Source organism: Pseudomonas sp. ANT_J28, from assembly GCF_008370005.1.
GTDB lineage: Bacteria > Pseudomonadota > Gammaproteobacteria > Pseudomonadales > Pseudomonadaceae > Aquipseudomonas > Aquipseudomonas frigoris.
In genome coordinates this window covers 21,538-41,179 of the sequence record NZ_VOBM01000048.1, presented here as the reverse complement: position 1 = coordinate 41,179, position 19,642 = coordinate 21,538, and the positions used below count along the sequence as shown (strand labels likewise).

The window sequence follows — 19,642 nt, the reverse complement described above, 5'->3', positions numbered from 1 at the left end:
GGCTTGATTTCCACGGAAGAAAAGCACGCGCCTGAGATTGAAATCCTTGCTTTCAGCAGAGGCTTCCAGACTCGGATTTCACGTAGCCGCGTGCAAAAGAGGTGTTTTTACCCATCAGTATTAGAGCATTTTGGGCAAACCGACTTTTTCAACAGAATCGACCCAAAGCGGACATTCTTCAGGTACAACACGCTCATCAATAGCCCAAGAGCGCCTTTCAGTCTGATTGGCTCGATACCGATGCGTTTGCTGGGAACGAGGTTTCGCTGTTTACTGCCGTTTAAGATTTGCCTGAACCAATAGCCGGACGACCGATACACGACGCATTCCATAACGTCATGATTTGCGTCACCGCGTCATCTATCTGTTTGAGGGGCACACCGTCTCGGGCCAGTACCGAAATCCCCAACAGAAAGCTGTCAAACACCGTGGCCAATGCCTCGGGCACGACCGTGGTTGGCAGCTCCCCGGATGCGATAGCGCGTTCGACACACTCCACCATCCTGGCACGGTTCAAGGATCTGGCGTCAGCCAGCGGCTGCGAGATGGCTTTGCTCTCATCCGTGCAGGCACTCAACAGACCCAGCGCCACCAAGCACCCTGCGGGGTGGTCGGGCTCACACTGCATTTTCGCGGAGCGCCGCAGCGTGAGTTCGATCGACTCTCTCGGGGAGAGCGTGGTGTCAAACAGGCTATCGGTCACCCGGCCGTGGGTGTTCAGATAACGTTCCATCACCTCATTGAACAGCGCCTGCTTTGAGCCGAATGCAGCGTAGAAGCTGGGTGCGGTGATGCCGCCGCCGATATTTGCCTTGAGCTGGCTGAGTGATGTTGCGTCATAGCCGTGCTCCCAGAACAAATGCATCGCCTGAGTAATCGCCACGCCACGGTCAAAGGTGCGTGGACGTCCCATCTGTGCCATGTGAACCTCCTTTCGATCAATTAAATACTAATCGATATATAAGTCGTTGACTAGATGGCGGCACATCTCCATATTATACCGATCGGTATATATGTGAGGTGACAAATGACTACAGATGAGCGACAGAGCGGAAAGCTTCCGCTTGGGGCATTACTTGCACTGGCCATGACGGGTTTCCTTTGCATTGTCACCGAGACCTTGCCAGCGGGCTTGCTGCCCGAAATTGGCAGTGGCCTGGGTGTCTCTGCGTCTCTGGCCGGACAGATGGTGACAGTCTATGCGTTGGGGTCGTTGCTGGCGGCAATCCCGCTGACCATTGCCACGCAAAGCTGGCGCCGCAGAACGGTACTGCTGGTGACCATTGTCGGCTTCCTGGCATTCAACTCCCTCACGGCGCTGTCTTCCGATTACTGGCTGACGCTGATTGCACGGTTTTTCGCTGGGGTTTCAGCGGGGCTGGCCTGGAGCCTTATCGCGGGCTATGCACGGCGCATGGTCGCCCCACATATGCAGGGGCGCGCATTGGCGGTGGCGATGGTGGGTACGCCCATCGCGTTGTCGTTGGGTGTGCCGATGGGAACCTGGCTGGGTGGATTCATGGGCTGGCGCATGGCCTTTGGATTGATGTCCGGCATGACCCTGGTATTGATCGTTTGGGTGCTGATCAAAGTGCCGGATTACCCAGGCCAATCATCCTCACAGCGCATGCCGTTACGTCTGGTGTTTTTCACACCAGGCGTCCGCTCGGTATTGGCTGTCGTCTTCACCTGGATGCTGGCCCACAACATTCTTTACACCTATGTCGCGCCCTTCGTTTCCAAGGCTGGGCTGAACAGTGACGTCGATTTGGTATTGCTCACATTTGGTGTCGCGGCGCTTGCCAGCATCTGGCTCACGGGCCGACTGGTTGACCGGCACCTGCGAACAACCGTGCTGGCCAGCCTTGCAACATTCGCAGCGGTTTCGATTTTCATCGGAGTGTTCTCAGGCTCCGCCGCGGCCATTTACGTGGGTGTCTTCATTTGGGGGCTGACCTTTGGTGGCGCGGCCACCCTGCTGCAAACAGCACTCGCCGACGCCGCAGGTAAGGGCTCTGACGTTGCGCTCTCCATGAACGTAGTGGTCTGGAACAGCGCTATTGCCGGCGGTGGACTGCTGGGTGGCGTGTTACTCGGCCAATGGGGAACGAGTGCATTTCCGGGCGTGTTGCTGGCGTTGCTATTGATCAGCCTGGCCATTGCATTTCGGGCACGGGCGCATGGTTTTCCGCAAGGTCAACGGCACACCACCCAGGCGATCCACAGTCATTGATCGGGGGATAGCACGCCTTCGCATGGTCGTAATTTTCAGTCATAACTTGATGGATAAATAAAATGAAAAAGCGCGTTAGATTGGCCCTCGCCGCAGTCGCAATCACCCTGGCTTTGCCATGCTTGGCTCAAGCGGCAGAGTTTCCTGTTTCAGCGGGATTCAAGAGTGAATTCAAAACCATAGACGGCGTCAGGCTCCACTATGTGAAGGGCGGTTCCGGGCCTTTGGTTTACCTGGTCCACGGATTTGGTCAAGCCTGGTATGAGTGGCACAGCTTGATGCCCGAACTCGCGAAGACTCACACCGTAGTTGCGGTGGATTTACCGGGCCTGGGCGAGTCGGAACCGCCCAAGACCAGTTACACCGGCACTGACGTCTCGAAATATCTGTTCGCCCTCGCGACACAGCTAAGCGGCAATCAGCCGTTTGATCTGGTTGCGCATGACATCGGTATCTGGAACACCTATCCAATGGCAGTAACGCACCAAAGCCAGATAAGGAAACTGGTGTATATGGAGGCACCGATTCCCGACAAGCGCATGTACGATTTCCCGGCATTCTCACCACAGGGTGAGTCACTGGTCTGGCATTTCAGCTTCTTTGCCGCTGGCAACCAATTGGCCGAAAAGTTGATCACAGGGCATGAAAAATTTTTCCTCTCGCACTTCATAAAAGAACACGCGACCAACAAGGATGCCTTTACGCCTAAGCTGCTCGATCTTTACGCCAAGTCATACGCCAAGCCCCATACGCTGAACGCGTCGTTCGAATACTACCGAGCGCTTAATCAATCGATCACTGAAAACGTCGAGCTGTCGAAGATTTCCTTGAACATGCCCGTGCTGGCAATCGGCGGTGGAGGGCACGGCGGAATGGGGCAATTTCAAGTGGATCAGATGAAACAGTACGCGACCAATGTACAAGGCCAAGTCTTGCCCAATTGTGGGCACTGGTTGCCGGAGGAGTGCTCCGCTGAATTGAATCCTCTGGTGGTCAAATTCTTGAATAACTGACGGATGCTCTTGATGCGTAAGGTGGCTGCTATTTGAGGCGCGGCAGCCACCGGTGTGAACCGTGGTCGGGGCTTGGCAAATGTCCGCTTTTGGCCGATTGTGTTGAAAAAGTCGGTTCGCCCAAATGCCCTGAATGTTGACTGGTGAAAACGCCATTTTTACCCGCTGCTACGTGAAATCTGAGCCCGAAAGCCTCTGCCAAAAGTAAGGATTTCAATCTCAGACGCGTATTTTTCTGCCGTGGAAACCATGACCGACTTTTTCAACAGAATCGGCCGATTTCTGCCTGTCGATTGATCCGTATGCGTCCGACCAAGTCATCTACCCAGTCTCGCAAAGCCAAGACATGCCGCTGCGCGCCCCAGCGGGAGCAAGCTCCCTCGCCACAGGTGTGAAGTTCACCTGAATATCCTTAACTGACCATTGGGGCAAGCCTGGCTCCCACAGGTCTCGCGCCGGACTTGTCGGGGCGCATTACCTCCCAGTACTAAAGGAGGTGCCAATGAAAGCTAAAGGACCATTCCAGTCTGGCGTCATAGGTTTAGGCTCAATCCCATGATCAAAAGATACCGGCTGCGATGGCCCATCCACCTCTGCATCTTAAAACACTGTTCGCCTGAACACTTGATGCAGCACGTCTCCCGCTGAACTTCGTCAATGATGACAATCAGACCAGCCTCACAGCCTGCGATATGAGTAGAAGACCTCACCTGATTACCGGGTTTCCAGAATAAAAGAGGATTTATCATGAGCAGCACCTTCTTCATTCCATCCGTGAACATGATGGGCATTGGCAGTCTCGCCGAAGCAATGCTCGCAATCCGCAAATATGGTTTCCGTAAAGCCTTGATCGTCACTGATGCAGGCCTGGCCAAGGCCGGCGTGGCCGACAAAGTAGCGAAACTTCTGGCTCAGCAGGACATCAACTCCACCCTGTTTGACGGCGCCAAACCGAATCCGACGGTCAGCAATGTCGAGAAAGGCCTTGAGCTGCTTGGTCGCAGCGACTGTGATTTCATTATTTCCCTGGGCGGCGGTTCACCCCATGACTGCGCCAAGGGCATCGCCCTGTGCGCCGCCAACGGCGGGCACATCAGTGATTACGAAGGCGTGGATCAATCCGCCAAGCCACAGATGCCGTTGATCGCGATCAATACCACCGCTGGCACGGCGAGTGAAATGACCCGTTTCTGCATCATTACCGACGAAGTCCGGCACGTGAAAATGGCCATCGTCGACCGTAACGTCACCCCACTGTTGTCGGTCAACGATCCTTCGCTGATGGCAGGCATGCCCAAAGGCCTGACCGCCGCCACCGGCATGGACGCGCTGACCCACGCTATCGAAGCCTACGTGTCGACTGCGGCAACGCCGATCACCGATGCCTGTGCACTCAAGGCCGTGGAATTGATCTCGGCCAACCTGCGCACTGCCGTTGCCCAGGGTGACGACATGACCGCCCGGGAAAATATGGCCTACGCGCAATTTCTTGCCGGCATGGCCTTCAACAATGCTTCGCTGGGCTATGTCCACGCCATGGCGCACCAACTGGGTGGGTTCTACGACCTGCCTCACGGCGTCTGTAATGCGATCCTGCTGCCCCATGTCGCCAGCTTCAACGCCAGCGTATGCCCGGCCCGGTTTAAAGATATCGCCAACGCAATGGGTGTCGACACCCAGCATCTGGATGCGGAAAAAGGCGCCGCCGCGGCCATCACCGCCATCCGTAAACTGTCTTCGGATGTCGGTATTCCGAGCGGCCTCGCCGAACTGGGCGCCAAGGCCGACGATATCCCGATCCTGGCAAGTAATGCCATGAAGGATGCCTGCGGCTTTACCAATCCGCGTCCTGCCAATCAGGACGAGATCGAGCAGATTTTCCATACCGCGATGTAACCGATGTGATGTGACGCCAGCCAGATCAAAGCCCCCGCCTTCGGTTGAAGTGCGGGGCTTTTTTTTGGTTCTTCACGGGTTACTCGAGCCTGTATCTCATAAATGCGGGGCATCTGTGTCTATCGAAAGTGGTACTGGATGGGTACGGTCCACAGACACTCTTTCATTGATGAGGCAACCATGGATCTAACGGCTATTCCCTTTGGTACGACCGATTGGTCGACTGTCGAACCTGTCCAGTATGTTGGACAGACGGGTACCGCCTATTGGCGAACTTGCCAGTTTGGTTCAACGCGTGTGCGGATGGTTGAATACAGTCCCGGATATCTGGCCGATCACTGGTGCTGGAGAGGTCATATCCTGTTGTGCCTGGAAGGCGAGTTGCACACGGAGCTGGAGGATGGTCGTCAGTTCACGCTCACCGCCGGGATGAGCTATCAGGTGGGCAGCAACGCTGAGGGGCATCGATCTTTCAGCACCACTGGCGCTAAGTTGTTCGTCGTGGATTAACTCTGGGGCGCTTCGTTCGGGACTACGCTAAAGCCATGCGGATCGTCGATCAATTGTGACCCACTGTTCGCGCTGCGTCCGTCCCTGGAGCGCTCAATGCCGTCCATCACCACGCGCCTGGTGGCGCTGTTTGTTCTTTGCCTGACTCTTGAAGTGCCAGCCCAGACCAACGCCTGCCCACCTGGCGAGAAACAAGTGTGCCTGGACGGCTGCATCTGCCTACCGGACCTGGTGCCTGATGGCATCTACCAGATCGCGGGACCTGCCCTGGCGCTGTGGCTGACCCAAGCCCGCGCTGAAGCAGCCAGCGCCGGCATCCAACCCATTCCACCGCGCATCCGGGAGCAACTGCTGCGCTGGTACGACCCCAGCGTTCTCGATACCGCGCGCTACAAAGTGAGCGACAACGGCCAATTCAGCGCCGCCACGGCCATGCTGCAAAACCCCGATGTCGGTGCCGTGACGCTGATCGACATCATCCTCTTCCGGGACGCTCAAACCGCACAACAGGACGTCGCGCTCTGGGCTCACGAATTAAAGCATGTGCAGCAATATCAGGAGTGGGGGGTAGAAGGATTTGCCCAGCGGTATACACAGGATTTCAATGCTGTGGAGGCGCCGGCTTATGCCATACAGGCTGAGGTCAGGCGGTTGGTGCGGGAAGGGAATTACTGAAGAGTACCGACCCCCGCTGCTCGGCCACCAACAGCAATGACTGCGGCACAGGACTTTGCGGGTGCTGCGGCTCCTGCAGGGCGGCCAGCTGAAAACCGGCCATGTCCAGCGCATTGAGCCAACTGGACAAGGAGCGGAAATACCACGGCATGGGTTGCCATTGCCCCTTGAACCCAGTGAAGGTCTCTTCCCGCCAGCCATCCTGATAGTCGCCCGCCGCCACGGTCCACGGATGCAGCGTCTGGATCACCAGCGCGCCGCCCGGGGCGAGCAGGGCGTTCATGGCCGCGAGCAGAGGGATGATGTCCTGGTGCAGCAGCGCGAAGTTGGCGCAGATCAGGTCGTAGTCGCGGCCGATGTCCACCTTCGCTTCCACCAACGCTTCATAGCTCGCCAGATGCACCTGCGCAGAGCCCGCCGCCCGCGCCGCCTCGACCAGCGTCGCATCGCCATCCACACCGACCGCCTCGATGCCTCGTTCAGTCAGCGCGCGCAACAGCCAGCCCTCGCCGCAGCCCAGGTCGAGCACACGCTCGGGCTGGCGGCCCAGCACCGCTAGCAGGATTGCCTGGTCGGTGACCTTGAGGCGGCTTTCGATGGCGCCGGTGCGGATGGCTTCGATCCAGGATTGGGCGTTGTGGTGCCAGCTGTCGAGGAGGGTGGATTCGGGGGCGGGCATATCGGTGACCGGAGTTGTTGGTTGGATAGAAGGATAGGACAAGTGCGGGTGGATCGCAGACGCTTTACTGGCTTCATCCCAGCCTTCAAGTCGACCGTTGATTCACCCGCTGAGTCAGTTCTTCCGCTGACTCCTTGCGTTCGGAGTAGCGGTCAACCAGATCCGGGCGCTCGCGCAGCAGCAACGTGAACTTCACCAGTTCTTCCATGACATCTACCACCCGGTCATAGAGCGAGGACGGTTTCATGCGGTTCCCTTCGTCAAACTCCAGAAAAGCCTTCGGCACGGAAGATTGATTAGGGATCGTGAACATCCGCATCCAGCGTCCCAGCACGCGGAGCTGATTCACCACGTTAAAGGATTGGGAGCCACCGCTGACCTGCATGACGGCGAGCGTTTTCCCTTGGGTCGGGCGAACGGCGCCCAGGGCCAGCGGCACCCAGTCAATCTGGGCCTTGAATACGGCAGACATGGAGCCGTGGCGCTCGGGTGAACACCAGACCTGTCCTTCAGACCATTGCATCAGCTCAAGCAACTCTTGAACTTTCGGGTGATCGCTAGGTGCGTCATCCGGTAGCGGTAGTCCCGATGGATTGAAGATCCGCGTTTCTGCACCGAAGTGTTCGAGCAGACGGGCTGCTTCTTCAACCAGCAACCGACTGAATGACCGTGCGCGGGTCGACCCGTACAACAATAGGATTCGCGGCTTGTGTCGGCTGTCGTCACTTGCAATGGACGAAATCAATGACGCGTCGAGATTAGGCAGTGAGTGGGTCATGGGGGCTCTCGTTACAGTGTGCTGATGCGGTCGAGTTCGCGCTTCAGTGCATCGCGATCAAGTTGGGTGAAGGGCAGGGCGAGGAACGCCCGGCAGCGTGTTTCGATGCGCGCAAGCGTCGAGTGGAATGCAGCGGCGACGACCGTCTCATCACCCTTGACCTCTGATGGATCCTCCAATCCCCAATGGGCTTTCAAAGCCGGCCCGAAGTAGACCGGGCAGGCCTCACCGGCGGCCTTGTCGCAGACGGTGATAACAATGTCCGGCGGGTTGGCCTCGAAGGCGTCGTTACCTTTGCTGCTTAACCCGTCGATCGCAATCCCGGCCTCTTGCAACGTGGTCAGGCTGCGCGGCAGAACCTGTCCTTTGGGGAAGCTGCCGGCGCTGATCGCCTGGAAGCCTTGCGGTGCGAGATGATTGAACATCGCTTCGGACAGAATGCTGCGACAGCTATTGGCGGTACACAGGAACAGAACGCGCATGGCGACTCCTCTTTCCAGACGGGCAGGTGCTAAACGCCCAGGCGCAAGGCCAGGGCAGATAAGGTGATGGGTCAGCAGCAGGCGGCAGCGTTGATAGGACGGTCGCCCATCGCTTTGAGTCGAGCGCTGTTTTCCTCAAGCCAGTCGGCGTTGGCTTCCAGTGTTGTCTCAAGAATGGTGCGAACCCACTTTGGCAGTTCGGGGTTGAGCCGGTAATACACCCACTGACCCTGACGGCGATCTAGAAGCAGGCCACATGCCCGGAGCTGCGCGATGTGGCGGGAGATTTTCGGCTGACTGTCGTCCAGGGCGCAGACCAACTCGCAGACGCATAACTCTCCCTCACGTGTGATCAGCAAGGTGGCCCGTGTGCGAGTTTCGTCGGACAGGCATTTGAATACGGCGGCAGGGTTCAGCATGGAGGTGTCTTCAATACATGTGGTTATCCGAATATACGGTTATCCATATGTAGTGAGCAAACCAAATCAGATCGACGTCAGGAAGACGACCCGCCGGAAGTTTAATTTTTGCACTCCGCCAACACCACTTTGCAGGTATTGGGCGTGCCATCGGATTGGCCGGCATAGCGTATGCAATTATCCAGGGATTTTTTGCGAGCCATGTTCAAGGTGGAGCCCCACGCCAGGCCGCCCTCGCCGGCAGTGGGTAGCGCTTTTGCATAGCAGCTGTCGCCTATGCTTGAAGCTGAGTAGCGAGCTGTCGCAGCTTTTCCTGCACATCCCGCTGTCAGCGCCAGGTTGATGGCGAGCAGGGAGAGCAGGCCCCATGACGAGCATCGGCGCGCTGTTTTTCCGGTCATCCCATCTCCCCTGTATCAAGAGGCTAGAGGCATGTTTGTGGTCGTGCTTCATTCAGATTAGACGATGTTGTGCCTGCCCCGGGGTCGATTTAGCGGAATTAGCGCATCTGGGTCATTCTTGCTGACAGCCGGAGTAAACCGTACGACAGCGCTCGCTGGACGCCATAACCGCGCCTATGGCATCGTCGAAAAAATACGCCATGTAGTAAACAGGATGAGAACAATGGAGGAGGGTGATGAGGTCGGCGCCAATGCGTCGATGGCGACGCTGAAGGCGTTCAATCGTTGCGTGTTGCACCTGGGTCGGCTTGCTCGAGATCGCGGCGCCTCCCAATTTATTGCCGACGGCCTGCAGGCATTCAGCCAACTGGTGCCCTTCGCGTCAGCCTGGTGGGGCGAGATGTCTGCGTCAGGCGTCAATGCGCCTCCCAAAAGCTGGATGCACGGGCGAATCAATCTGCCCGAATCGTTTGCCACCGAATGGCACAAGAGTGCGGGTAACGACAAATTCTCCCATGACACCTTGAGTCGACCCGGTGAGGTGGTGCGCGACAGCGGGTTCACCGATCCCTGCGAGGAGGTGAACGACTTCGCACGGCGCCACGACCTCTACCACGTGATGTGCATCACCTTCGAGTTACCCGAAAGCGGCTTGATGTTCTTCGTCTGTCTCTACCGTGGCGGTGATGCTTGTGCGTTCAATGACAGCGAGGCCGGGTTGTTTTCGGCGTTCTGCGACCATCTGTTGCAGCTGTGGCGGTTCCAGGTGCAGGACATGATTCGCTTCGACACGGGCAACGGGGCGAGTGACTTCGGGGTCGCCCGGATGGACGGCAGTCTGCTGTATGTGGGCGCAAGTCTGTGCGCCGCCATTCAGTGCGAGTTGCCCGGGTGGAGTGGTTCAATGCTTCCCTTTGATGTCATCGCACAACTGCAAAAGGCGCCCTGCGTGATTCGCCTGGGTCGCACTGCAATGACGCTTAGCCCCAACGCCGAGCACGTCATCCTGTCACTCGAAACACTGTCGCGCGGGGCGGTGCTGGCGCCACGCGAGCGTACGGCTGCGATGCTGTTCGCCGCCGGCCACTCCTATAAGGAAATTGCCAAAACCCTTTCTCTGAGTCCGGCCACAGTGCGCACCTATCTGCGCAACTGCTACTTGCAGCTCGGCGTGAAGAGCAAAGTGGAGCTGGGTTCTGTCCTGCGGTCATCGACCTCACCTGCGCAGGCAACGCGCCGCGATTAACCCCCTGTATTTCAACTAATTGCCTTACCCCTCCTCATTTGTGGAGGTCCATCCGACCGCTGCGCTCTATAGGGTATGCCCTGCATATCAGGGGCTTGCGACCGTCCGTTCGGGCCACTTCCAAAACTATAAAAATAGAGGTGAGGCAGTTGAAATTTTCCAGGCTATTTATCGCCGTTGCCGCGACAACGGCATTTTCCTGTGTGGCGCTGGTGGGGTGTCAGACACACGCTTCGACAGGCGCCGACATGGTCATGCGCAACGGCTATGTCTACACCGTCGACGGCAAGAATTCCGTGCAGCAGGCGATCGCGGTCACGGGTGGGAAGATCGTTTATGTCGGCAGTGATGCAGGGGTTTCCTCGTACATCGGCACGCAGACACAGCTGATCGATCTGGCCGGCCGCATGGTGATGCCGGGCTTCATCGATGCGCACATGCATCCGGGAGACGGCGGTCGCGCCATGACGTTGTGCGACCTGAAATACCAGACGATGACCCGCAAGGCTTTCCAGGAAACCATTCAGGCGTGCCTGGATGCCGACAAGGGCAAAGGCCCCGATGTCTGGCTCGAAGTGGGCAGCTGGGACCGCATTGGCATGACCGGACTCGACGGCGACCCCGACAAATCGACACTGGACGCGCTCAAGACCAACCGCCCAATTCAAGTCCGTTCCACCGACTTCCATACGGTGCTGACCAACTCGCGCGGCCTGCAAGTTGCCGGCATCAACAGGCACACGGCCAATCCCGGTGACGGCAAGTACATGCGCGACAACGCCGGCAACCCGAACGGCATCTGCGAAGACGGAGCCGCCGAGGCCATGGCCGCCGTGGTGCCGCCCGCCACCGATGCAGAGAAACTCAATCAGACCCGCGCGGCGCTCGACGCCATGCGCCAGCAAGGCATCACCAGTTTCTTCGATGCCTTGTCGGGGCCGGAAAATGGCAAAGCGTTTACTACCCTGCAGCAGTCGGGTGAGCTGACGGCCCGGGCGTTGCTGGCGATCAAACTGGACCCGGCCGACGCTGCGGCAGACCCGGCGAAAACCATCGCCGAGGCCAAGGCACTGGCCAACACCTACGACCAGGGCGATGCCAAACCTGCGCCGGGTGTGAGCATGCGCCATGTCAAATTGTTCATGGATGGCATCATCAACGCCCCGGCCGATACCGGTGCAATGTTGACGCCATATTTGCGTAATGCCGGTACCGATAAGGCGCCGAAGTGGATGCCGGGCAAAAACCTAGGTGAGCTGTATTTCCCGCCGCAAGTCCTCAATCCGTTGCTGATGCAGGTGGTCCAGGCTGGCCTCGATCCGCACCTGCACGCCACCGGCGAACGCGCGGTGCGTGATGCACTGAACAGTATCGAATACGTGCGCCAGCAACTGCCCGGCAATGGATTCCGTCCGGCCATTGCTCACGCCGAGTCCGTGGACCCTGCCGACTATCGGCGCTTCAAGGCGCTCGACGTGACCGCCACCATGTCCTTCCAGTGGGCCCAGCAGGCGCCGTCCACGGTTGATGGCACCAGCGATCATCTTGGTCCCGAACGTTTTTCCCGCATGGAGCCCTCCGGCAGCATCGCCCGTGCCGGCGGCCGTGTAGCGTATGGCAGCGACTGGCCCGTCGATCCACTCGACGAGTTCCTGGCGCTGAAGATCGGTGTCACCCGCTCAGGCGATCCGCTGAACCCGCACAGCTACGGCCCCAAGTATGCGGGCAGGCTGAATGCCGACCCGGCGCTGTCGCGCACTGAAGTGCTGCGCACCATCACCATGAACGCCGCCGAGCAGCTGAAACTGGACACTGTTGTCGGTTCGGTCGAGGTCGGCAAGTTCGCCGACTTGATCGTACTGGACAAGAACTTCATGCAGGTCCCCGAGGAGGAGTTGGCTCGAAATAACGTGCTGCTGACGGTAGTGGGCGGCCAGGTCGTGTGGGCCAAGGCGCCGTTCGTTGGCCTTGATCCTAAGGCGTTGTCCGAGGCATCCGCCGCCCGCCCAGTCCAATAAAAACAAGAGAGCGTTCCGATGCCGCGATTTATTCCAAACCTGTTGGCCGCAGCCCTGGCTTTTTCTTCGGTGCAAGCCATGGCCGCCGCTGACCTTGTGTTGTTCAACGGCAAGGTGTTCACCGCCGAACCCGGTCAGGGACTGGTCCAGGCAGTGGCCGTGCAAGACGGCAAGATTCTCAAAGTGGGCAGTAATGCCGAGATCAACGCCCTGGCCGACACCCGCACACAACGGATCGATCTGGCGGGCAAGGTGCTGATGCCAGGAATGATTGATACCCACAGTCACCCGGTGGTTGCGGCCTTCGACAGCATGGGGGCCAACCTGCTGGATGAAGTCAAGCCGTTGCCGGAGCTTGAACAGTGGATGATCGAACAGGATCAGGCGGGCATTGCACGTGCCGGTGACGTGATCAGCATCGCCGGGGTCAGTTCGGCGTATTGGGACAAGAGCCGTGAGCTGGGCCAGCGCTTCAATCAGGGACGCTGGGTGGATCAACCGGTGGTCCTCAGCGGGATCGACGGGCACACCGGCTGGGCCAACAACGCCATGCTCAAGCGTCTGAAAATCGACGCGACACTGGTAAAAGGCCTGTCGGAACAGGATCGCAGCTATGTGGGGCACGACGCGGCTTTCACCCCCAATGGTTATTTTGCCGAGTCTCGCTGGGACCAGGTACGCAGCCAGATCCCCGCGCCCAGCGACGAGATCATGTTGAAAGCCGCCCGCGAGGCGGTGAAGGTCAACAATCAATACGGCGTCACCGCCTGGATGGACGCGGCGGCGAATGCCGGCAGTGGCGATTCGCTGTTCGATTTCAAGGCAACCGAGCAGAGTTACGGCGTGCTGCCGCTTTACCGCGAACTGGCAGAGAAGGGCGAGCTCAATGCCCACGTCGCTGCGCTGCTGTTGACCAACCCCAAAAGCCGACCGGCCGACCTGGAAGTACTGGCCAAGGTAATGAAGAAATTCGAGGGTGTGCCTAACCTGAGTTTTCCTGGCATCAAGGTATTCGCTGACGGCGTTCTGGAGTTTCCGGGGCAGACGGCAGCGGTCATCGTTCCCTTCAAGAACAGCCATAAAAACGGTCAACTGCTGATTGACCCCGCGCACTTCGGTGAGTTGGTCGTGGCGGCGGAGAAGCGCGACTGGATTGTGCACATGCATGCGGTCGGCGACCGTGCGGTGCGTGAATCACTCAATGGTTTCGCCTACGCGCGCAAACTCAACCCGACACCGGTGGCTCACAGCATCAGCCACCTGCAACTGGTCAACCCGAAAGAGTTTCCGCGCTTCAAGCAGCTTGGCGTGATCGCTTCCATGCAATTGCTGTGGGCCACCGGCGAGAGTTACACCGTCGAGCTCGTCAAACCCTATATCAGCGCGTTTGCCTACGGTTATCAGTATCCCGCCAGGTCCCTGCATAACGCCGGTGCGGTCATCGCCGGTGGCAGTGACTGGCCGGTATCCAGCCCCAATCCATGGAACGCCATCGCTCAGGCCAGTACGCGCAAAGGGCCATTGGGCGTGTTGAATGCCAAGGAAAGCATCGATCGCCAGACCATGTTCTACGCCTATACGCTCAATGCCGCCAAGGCCCTGCGCCTGGAGCAGCAGATTGGTTCGCTGACACCCGGCAAACAGGCCGATCTGATCATTCTCGACCGCGATGTTTTCAAGGTCAGCGATGACGAACTGTTCGACACCAAGGTCCTGAAGACCTTCTTCGCCGGCAAAGAGGTGTACGCGCCCGCGTCCTGACCCTCCCTTCACCCGCACCACGCAAAAGACGCCTGGCTCCTCGTATGACGAGGGGCTCGGCATCGCCATGGCTGAAATAACCCGCACCTCCATAAAAATAAGAGACTTGTATGAACGCACGCTCAGTATTGACCCTTGCCACGCTTGTATTGGCACCCCTGACCACCCAGGCACTGACACTCAACGATGACTTCAGCCTGGACATGACCCTGGGAGTTTTCAGCGACTACCGCACCCGTGGCATTTCGCAAACCCTGGGTGATCCGGCGGCTCAGGCCGGCGCCACGCTGATGCACAGCAGCGGCCTGTACGTGGGCGCCTGGACCTCGAATGTCGACTTCGGCGGCGAGTTCAAGACGCGGCAGGAACTCGAGTATTACGCGGGCTACTACTGGCAGGCGACCGAGGCCATCAGCCTCGATCTGGGGTACATCAAGTACGACTACCCAAAAGAGGGCCAATTCAATCTGAGTGAGGTCTACGCCGTCCTTGACGTTTATGGCGTGAAGCTCGGCGCTTACTACTCAAACGATACGCCGAACTTCTTTGGCGAGGACCAGGACACCCTTTACACCTACCTCAGCTACAAAATCGAATTGCCGGCCGAAATCGGCCTGGACCTGCGCGTGGGTCGCAACGATGTCAAAGACCCGGCTTTCTGGTCCGCCAGCGGCGAAAGCCGTGAGACCTACAGCGAGTGGGAAGCCAAGTTGACCCGTGACTTCGTGGGCGTGACCTGGGGCCTTAGCTACATTGATACCGACCTGTCGAAAAGCGAATGCACGAGCTGGTACGGCTATGGTGATTTGTGTACCGCCACTGTGGTTGCCAGTGCCAGCAAGGCGTTCTAAGCGTTCGAGCCCACACCATAAAAACAAGCGCCTCAAAGGAAAACAGCGTAATGACCAAGGTCAGCGATAGTCAGCAGCGAAGTCCCCTGATCGAGACACGTTCGATCGATTACATCCCCGAGGCCGAGCGGCATGGCAGCCTCTACAGCCAGTTCACCCTGTGGCTCGGCGCCAACCTGCAAATCACGGCGATCGTCACCGGCGCCCTGGCCGTGGTGCTGGGTGGCGATGTGTTCTGGTCACTCATCGGCTTGCTGATCGGCCAGGTACTCGGCGGTGCAGTGGTTGCCCTGCACGCGGCGCAAGGGCCGAAGCTCGGGCTGCCGCAGATGATCTCCAGTCGCGTGCAGTTCGGGGTCTATGGGGCGGCCATCCCGATTGTGCTGGTGTGCCTGATGTACCTCGGTTTCAGCGCCACCGGCGCAGTGCTGTCGGGGCAGGCGATTGCCCAATTGATCCATGTCAGCGACAGCGCCGGCATCCTGATTTTTGCCTCGTGCATCGCGTTTCTGACGATCTTCGGTTACCGGGTCATCCACCTGGTCGGCCGGGTGGCCAGCGTGCTGGGCATCATCGCCTTCGTCTATCTGTTTACCCGGTTGATGACCCTCAACGATATCGGCCTGTTGCTGGAAAACCGTCACTTCGGCTGGAGTACTTTCCTGCTGGCGGTGTCGTTGTCCGCGTCCTGGCAGATCGCTTTTGGCCCTTATGTGGCTGACTACTCACGCTACCTGCCGAGCAAGACTTCGTCGTGGAAGACGTTCGCTGCCGTCGGGCTTGGCACGGTGTTGGGCGCCCTGGCGTCCATGGTGCTGGGGGTGTTCGCCGCGGCGTTGGCCGGTGCGAACTTCCGTGGTCACGAGGTGGCGACCATCGTCGGGTTGGGCAGCACCGGTGTGATGGCGTCCCTGCTGTACTTGAGCGTGGTGTTCGGCAAGGTCACGGTGTCCACGCTCAACGCTTATGGCAGTTTCATGTGCGTGGCCACCATCATCAGTGGTTTCCGCAGTCGTTTCGAGATTTCCGCCCGGCAGCGGATGGTGTTTGTGTTGTTGATCGTCGCGGCGTCCACCACGCTCGCACTGCTGGGGCAGTACTCGTTTCTCAACACCTTCAAGTACTTCATCCTGTTTTTGCTGACCTTCTTCACACCGTGGAGCGCGATCAATCTGGTGGATTACTACTTCATCAACAAAGAGCGCTATGACATCCCGGCATTGTCCGATCCGGCGGGCCGTTATGGTCGCTGGAACATGCGCGGGATCAGCGTGTATATCATCGGTGTATTGATCCAGTTGCCCTTCGTCGATACGCACTTCTACTCAGGGCCGATGGTGGCGCAGCTCGGCGGTGTCGATATTTCCTGGATCGTTGGTCTGGTCGTCCCGGGGATTCTTTATTACGGCCTGGCCAGGACATCAATGCCGGCGGTGGCTCTGAGCGGAGCTGAAAGGCCTTAAGGATTGGGTGAACCCCAAAAGATCGCAGCCTGCACCTGTGAGCTGCCGCAGGCTGCGATCTTTTGATCTACATTTCCCTTTTCCCGCTCATCAAATCAATCCGCAAGGAGACGATCAACATGGACATCCAGGCCCAGCGCGCCGACGCATCCCACCTCGATAAAATCGCCAGCCTCTTCGACGCCTATCGAGGCTTCTACGGCCAGCCGTCGAACCTGCCGCAGTCTCGCGAGTTCATCGCCGAGCGCATTGCCCGGGACGAATCCGCGATCTTCTTCGCCCAGGCCCCCGGCGGCGAGGCGCTGGGTTTCGTCCAGTTGTTCCCGACGTTCTCCTCCATCGACGCGCACCGCACCTGGCTGCTTGGCGACCTCTTCACAACACCCGCCGCCCGAGGGCAAGGGGTCGGCACGTTGCTGATGAACACCGCGCGAGCCTTTGCATTGTTGACCGGTGCCAAAGGCATGCTGCTGGAAACGGCTACGGACAATGTCGGCGCGCAACGGTTGTATGAATCGCTGGGCTATGTGCGCGATACGGGTTACTACACCTACTGCCTGGATTTGAAACAAGGCTGAACCAACCGCTGCCGGTTACATCAACTCGTGCAGGAATGCAGCTTGGGCCTTGGGGCAGGTGAGGATGCGGTAACGCGTGCTACGGGAAACACCGCGGTCTCGAAAGCGCTCATACACCGCCTGGAAAACCTCACGGTTCAATTGCGGGTGCTGATGCTTCAGGTAGCGTTCACAGCACGCGTTGTAGTGTTCAACCGATATGAACGTGTTGAACCAGTAGCGATAGAAGTAACCCAGCAGAAAACCCAGGCTGAAGTCGTGATCCAGCACCGAATGCGCGCAGCATTCGAAATCGATCAGTCGCAGCCTGCCATCGGGGCCAATCAGGATGTTCTTGGGGTGTGGGTCCATGTGCACAAACCCCTCGACCAGCGTCTGTCCAAACAGTTGGAAAATGTCAAACAGCAGCGTTTGCGCCTGATCGGGTTGGGCGATCAGTCGTTCATCGACGCTGCAATGATTGTCGAAGAAACTGACCAGCAAATACTCTTCCTTGAGAAACGGAAAACGTCCAACGTGGCCGAATGCAGCCACTCTGGGCGATGACTCCGACTTGGCGGACACAACGGACAGATTGATGAATTCGTTGGTCAGGTCATGCAGCCCGAACACACGCTTGAGGCCCAGGAAATTCTGCAGCTGCTTTTTCCAGTGGGTCAGGCGGTTGTGTTTCAACACCCATTTGCGCTCACCTTCGAGCAGGAACACGCTGCGGGTTTCCTCGGGAATATCCAGCAAGGCATGTTGATCCGGCTCGGCAAAAAAACGCTGAAGCACCGTCACCAGTTCGTTCTGATCAGACGAATCGAAATGGAACGTGACGCCAGCAATCTTTTGCTGATTCAGAGGCGAAGTAAGGTGTCTGAGGTGACGCATGTAAAGTCCCTGCTAAATGCTTTGCGGTCCATAAAACGCCGACAATCGAGCGCGACGCTTTGTCGTTATCGGCAGGACGCTGCATACCCTTACTCACAGAGTTGATTTTTTACCGCTGGGTTGGCTGCACGTACGCCGTCAAGCGCGACCAGGCTGTGCCTCGCGATGCGGGGTACAGCCTTGTCAATACGAGACGGTCTTCGATTCTATGTAAACCCGAGAAACGACAGGATAACCACGACAATCACAACTACCCCGACGATGTAGATGATGTTGTTCATGAATTCCACCTCTCAACTTGAATGGATTGCGAAACGTGGGCGTTACAAACACAAGGTACTGCACCTTTACTCGCAATTCCATTGCGCAACACACCTAACTCCGTTGCTCATTTGCAACCGCGCGACTCGACTTATAGCCAGGATTCCCAGAGTCGCCCCATCTGCTCCTTGGCTCTCAAAGCGAGCGAGCGGCGCTGCCACTTTTCCAGCTTGATTTCGTTTGACTTGGCCAGGTCAGCCATGAATGCCGCCTGCATCTTTTTGCCAAATCCGGTGCCCAGCACAACGACGTTGACTTCATCGTTGTGCAGGAAGCTGCGCCAGTCGAGGTTGGTAGAGCCGACACTCGACCACACGCCATCGATGACGGCAGTCTTGACGTGGAGTAGCGCATCACGGCGTTCGTACAGCTTGACCTTGGCCTCCAGCAGCTCTCTGTAGTAGGCGCGTCCGGCATGGAACACCAGCCACGAATCGGTGGACTTGAGTCGGTCGAGAATGGCTTTGCTGCGCTCGGCTGACAGAAGTCCGTGTATTCCGTCGAGTTGCACTGGCGCAGAGGGCGCGCCAGCCATGTCCGGCACTATCCTCGGCAAAACCCTGGAGCCAATCACAAATGTCAGGAGCACAACCACGCATAGCACCAGAGCAATGCATGCGCCCTTACATCTGGTTAGAAGATTCATTAGGCCCCCTCTTGGCGAGGACGGTGATAGCGCTCAACAATCCAGGAATTTCGCCGTGCATCCTGTCCCAAAGGGGCGTCTTGCCTGGTACACAAGACGCCTTGGTAGAGGGGGCACCCACGCGGCAAGCTTCAAAAGACAGACCAGTTGAAGGGCAGGCTTTCAGCGCTTGATCAGGGAAATCTTCGTTCCCTCGATGCTGACCCCGGCCATTAACCCTTGCTGGTCGAATATGAACGCGTAGGCATCGTCCTTGAGTGTCGAACTCGACAGATTCTTCGCGACCCCTTCGTCAACCACGACCACGGTTGGCCCCACGCCGACTTCCCAGCCCTTGGTCTCACGAACATAATTCACGGCTTTGTCAGTCATCAGGAACACCGCATAACCGTACGATTGGGCGCCGGCCTGCAGCCCCCATGACCCCGTTACGGAGTTGTAATAACTATCCACTTTTGAGCCCTTCATCAGCACGCCTTCGCCATAGCTGCCACCAAACACAAGGCCGGCCTTGATGATTTTCGGGAAGACCAGCACCGCTTTGGCATTCTGCGAAATGGTTTTGGCAAAGGGTGTGGACTTGTAAAGCGTTTGCAACGCTTGCTTGGAGTCGGCATTCAGGTCCTCGGCGGTTGCCGCACCTGCAGTGTTCAGGAGGCTCGCTGATGCCAATGATGCTGTCGCGAGGAAGATCGATAGGAAGAAGCGCATTGACTGAGTCATTTTCGTACTCCGGTAAGGGAGCAGGGGATGGGAGCAGCAGTCAGCGCCTGCGTCAGACAGGATCCGAACTTAC

General features: G+C 58.1%; 20 protein-coding genes. 11 read left to right on the top strand and 9 right to left on the bottom strand.

The annotated features are described in order from the left end of the window. Positions 1-280: 280 nt before the first annotated feature. Positions 281-922, bottom strand: coding sequence for a TetR/AcrR family transcriptional regulator (locus FQ187_RS25755; protein WP_149631628.1), 642 nt, complete (start codon positions 920-922; stop codon positions 281-283). 105 nt (positions 923-1,027) lie between these two features. On the opposite strand from FQ187_RS25755, the gene FQ187_RS25750 reads away from it, so the two are divergent. The 5 genes from FQ187_RS25750 to FQ187_RS25730 all read left to right on the top strand — a co-directional run bounded on the left by FQ187_RS25750 (position 1,028) and on the right by FQ187_RS25730 (position 6,327). After that, complete coding sequence (locus FQ187_RS25750) at positions 1,028-2,233, top strand: MFS transporter (protein WP_149631627.1); 1,206 nt, start codon at positions 1,028-1,030, stop codon at positions 2,231-2,233. Between the two features lie 62 nt (positions 2,234-2,295). Further along, entirely contained in the window at positions 2,296-3,246 is a 951-nt protein-coding gene (locus FQ187_RS25745) for an alpha/beta fold hydrolase (protein WP_149631626.1), read from the top strand. 747 nt (positions 3,247-3,993) lie between these two features. After that, positions 3,994-5,142 (top strand): L-threonine dehydrogenase, encoded by a 1,149-nt coding sequence (gene yiaY / locus FQ187_RS25740; RefSeq protein ID WP_149631625.1) that lies wholly within the window; start codon positions 3,994-3,996, stop codon positions 5,140-5,142. 180 nt (positions 5,143-5,322) lie between these two features. Beyond that, positions 5,323-5,652: a DHCW motif cupin fold protein gene (locus FQ187_RS25735; RefSeq protein WP_149631624.1), complete on the top strand. Its 330-nt coding sequence runs from the start codon at positions 5,323-5,325 to the stop codon at positions 5,650-5,652. Positions 5,653-5,748: 96 nt separating this feature from the next. Further along, on the top strand, positions 5,749-6,327 hold the full coding sequence (locus FQ187_RS25730) for a DUF4157 domain-containing protein (RefSeq protein WP_149631623.1): 579 nt from the start codon (positions 5,749-5,751) through the stop codon (positions 6,325-6,327). Here FQ187_RS25730 and FQ187_RS25725 read toward each other — a convergent pair. From FQ187_RS25725 to FQ187_RS25705, 5 genes are all read right to left on the bottom strand, one after another. Next, positions 6,296-7,006 carry a bifunctional 2-polyprenyl-6-hydroxyphenol methylase/3-demethylubiquinol 3-O-methyltransferase UbiG gene (locus FQ187_RS25725; protein WP_149631622.1) on the bottom strand — a complete coding sequence of 237 codons (711 nt, stop codon included), beginning with the start codon at positions 7,004-7,006 and terminating at the stop codon, positions 6,296-6,298. The genes FQ187_RS25730 and FQ187_RS25725 overlap by 32 nt on opposite strands. Before the next feature lie 85 nt (positions 7,007-7,091). After that, positions 7,092-7,784: an arsenical resistance protein ArsH gene (gene arsH / locus FQ187_RS25720; protein WP_149631621.1), complete on the bottom strand. Its 693-nt coding sequence runs from the start codon at positions 7,782-7,784 to the stop codon at positions 7,092-7,094. 11 nt (positions 7,785-7,795) lie between these two features. Then, the gene (locus FQ187_RS25715; protein ID WP_149631620.1) at positions 7,796-8,266 is read right to left on the bottom strand and encodes an arsenate reductase ArsC; all 471 of its coding nucleotides are present in this window, start codon (positions 8,264-8,266) and stop codon (positions 7,796-7,798) included. 71 nt (positions 8,267-8,337) lie between these two features. Further along, on the bottom strand, positions 8,338-8,685 hold the full coding sequence (locus FQ187_RS25710; protein WP_149631619.1) for a metalloregulator ArsR/SmtB family transcription factor: 348 nt from the start codon (positions 8,683-8,685) through the stop codon (positions 8,338-8,340). A 101-nt stretch (positions 8,686-8,786) separates the two neighbouring features. Beyond that, on the bottom strand, positions 8,787-9,086 hold the full coding sequence (locus FQ187_RS25705; RefSeq protein ID WP_149631618.1) for a hypothetical protein: 300 nt from the start codon (positions 9,084-9,086) through the stop codon (positions 8,787-8,789). A 223-nt stretch (positions 9,087-9,309) separates the two neighbouring features. Between FQ187_RS25705 and FQ187_RS25700 the strand changes: the two genes are divergently transcribed. The 6 genes from FQ187_RS25700 to FQ187_RS25675 all read left to right on the top strand — a co-directional run bounded on the left by FQ187_RS25700 (position 9,310) and on the right by FQ187_RS25675 (position 17,003). Further along, positions 9,310-10,332, top strand: coding sequence for a helix-turn-helix transcriptional regulator (locus FQ187_RS25700; protein WP_149631617.1), 1,023 nt, complete (start codon positions 9,310-9,312; stop codon positions 10,330-10,332). A 149-nt stretch (positions 10,333-10,481) separates the two neighbouring features. Further along, the gene (locus FQ187_RS25695) at positions 10,482-12,350 is read left to right on the top strand and encodes an amidohydrolase (protein ID WP_149631616.1); all 1,869 of its coding nucleotides are present in this window, start codon (positions 10,482-10,484) and stop codon (positions 12,348-12,350) included. Between the two features lie 18 nt (positions 12,351-12,368). Next, a complete protein-coding gene (locus FQ187_RS25690) occupies positions 12,369-14,111 on the top strand; it encodes an amidohydrolase (protein WP_149631615.1) in 1,743 nt (580 codons plus the stop codon). A 110-nt stretch (positions 14,112-14,221) separates the two neighbouring features. Continuing rightward, complete coding sequence (locus FQ187_RS25685; protein WP_149631614.1) at positions 14,222-14,962, top strand: TorF family putative porin; 741 nt, start codon at positions 14,222-14,224, stop codon at positions 14,960-14,962. Positions 14,963-15,012: 50 nt separating this feature from the next. Then, positions 15,013-16,425 (top strand): cytosine permease, encoded by a 1,413-nt coding sequence (locus tag FQ187_RS25680; RefSeq protein ID WP_149631613.1) that lies wholly within the window; start codon positions 15,013-15,015, stop codon positions 16,423-16,425. Between the two features lie 119 nt (positions 16,426-16,544). After that, a complete protein-coding gene (locus tag FQ187_RS25675) occupies positions 16,545-17,003 on the top strand; it encodes an N-acetyltransferase (protein ID WP_149631612.1) in 459 nt (152 codons plus the stop codon). 15 nt (positions 17,004-17,018) lie between these two features. Here the strand turns inward: FQ187_RS25675 and FQ187_RS25670 are convergent, their stop codons facing one another. The 3 genes from FQ187_RS25670 to FQ187_RS25660 form a co-directional block, all read right to left on the bottom strand. Then, a complete protein-coding gene (locus FQ187_RS25670; protein WP_149631611.1) occupies positions 17,019-17,879 on the bottom strand; it encodes a phosphotransferase in 861 nt (286 codons plus the stop codon). Between the two features lie 412 nt (positions 17,880-18,291). Next, the gene (locus FQ187_RS25665) at positions 18,292-18,735 is read right to left on the bottom strand and encodes a phospholipase D-like domain-containing protein (protein ID WP_256667447.1); all 444 of its coding nucleotides are present in this window, start codon (positions 18,733-18,735) and stop codon (positions 18,292-18,294) included. Positions 18,736-19,008: 273 nt separating this feature from the next. Then, on the bottom strand, positions 19,009-19,569 hold the full coding sequence (locus FQ187_RS25660; RefSeq protein WP_149631610.1) for a YSC84-related protein: 561 nt from the start codon (positions 19,567-19,569) through the stop codon (positions 19,009-19,011). Positions 19,570-19,642 lie beyond the last annotated feature (73 nt).

Coding starts and splice junctions, on each gene's coding strand:
- arsH (WP_149631621.1), bottom strand. CDS start 7,784: ATGACCCACTCACTGCCTAATCTCGACGCGTCATTGATTTCGTCCATT.
- FQ187_RS25690 (WP_149631615.1), top strand. CDS start 12,369: ATGCCGCGATTTATTCCAAACCTGTTGGCCGCAGCCCTGGCTTTTTCT.
- FQ187_RS25725 (WP_149631622.1), bottom strand. CDS start 7,006: ATGCCCGCCCCCGAATCCACCCTCCTCGACAGCTGGCACCACAACGCC.
- FQ187_RS25730 (WP_149631623.1), top strand. CDS start 5,749: ATGCCGTCCATCACCACGCGCCTGGTGGCGCTGTTTGTTCTTTGCCTG.
- FQ187_RS25700 (WP_149631617.1), top strand. CDS start 9,310: ATGGAGGAGGGTGATGAGGTCGGCGCCAATGCGTCGATGGCGACGCTG.
- FQ187_RS25675 (WP_149631612.1), top strand. CDS start 16,545: ATGGACATCCAGGCCCAGCGCGCCGACGCATCCCACCTCGATAAAATC.
- FQ187_RS25710 (WP_149631619.1), bottom strand. CDS start 8,685: ATGCTGAACCCTGCCGCCGTATTCAAATGCCTGTCCGACGAAACTCGC.
- FQ187_RS25685 (WP_149631614.1), top strand. CDS start 14,222: ATGAACGCACGCTCAGTATTGACCCTTGCCACGCTTGTATTGGCACCC.
- FQ187_RS25705 (WP_149631618.1), bottom strand. CDS start 9,086: ATGACCGGAAAAACAGCGCGCCGATGCTCGTCATGGGGCCTGCTCTCC.
- FQ187_RS25715 (WP_149631620.1), bottom strand. CDS start 8,266: ATGCGCGTTCTGTTCCTGTGTACCGCCAATAGCTGTCGCAGCATTCTG.
- FQ187_RS25670 (WP_149631611.1), bottom strand. CDS start 17,879: ATGCGTCACCTCAGACACCTTACTTCGCCTCTGAATCAGCAAAAGATT.
- FQ187_RS25660 (WP_149631610.1), bottom strand. CDS start 19,569: ATGACTCAGTCAATGCGCTTCTTCCTATCGATCTTCCTCGCGACAGCA.
- FQ187_RS25755 (WP_149631628.1), bottom strand. CDS start 922: ATGGCACAGATGGGACGTCCACGCACCTTTGACCGTGGCGTGGCGATT.
- FQ187_RS25680 (WP_149631613.1), top strand. CDS start 15,013: ATGACCAAGGTCAGCGATAGTCAGCAGCGAAGTCCCCTGATCGAGACA.
- yiaY (WP_149631625.1), top strand. CDS start 3,994: ATGAGCAGCACCTTCTTCATTCCATCCGTGAACATGATGGGCATTGGC.
- FQ187_RS25750 (WP_149631627.1), top strand. CDS start 1,028: ATGACTACAGATGAGCGACAGAGCGGAAAGCTTCCGCTTGGGGCATTA.
- FQ187_RS25735 (WP_149631624.1), top strand. CDS start 5,323: ATGGATCTAACGGCTATTCCCTTTGGTACGACCGATTGGTCGACTGTC.
- FQ187_RS25745 (WP_149631626.1), top strand. CDS start 2,296: ATGAAAAAGCGCGTTAGATTGGCCCTCGCCGCAGTCGCAATCACCCTG.
- FQ187_RS25665 (WP_256667447.1), bottom strand. CDS start 18,735: ATGGCTGGCGCGCCCTCTGCGCCAGTGCAACTCGACGGAATACACGGA.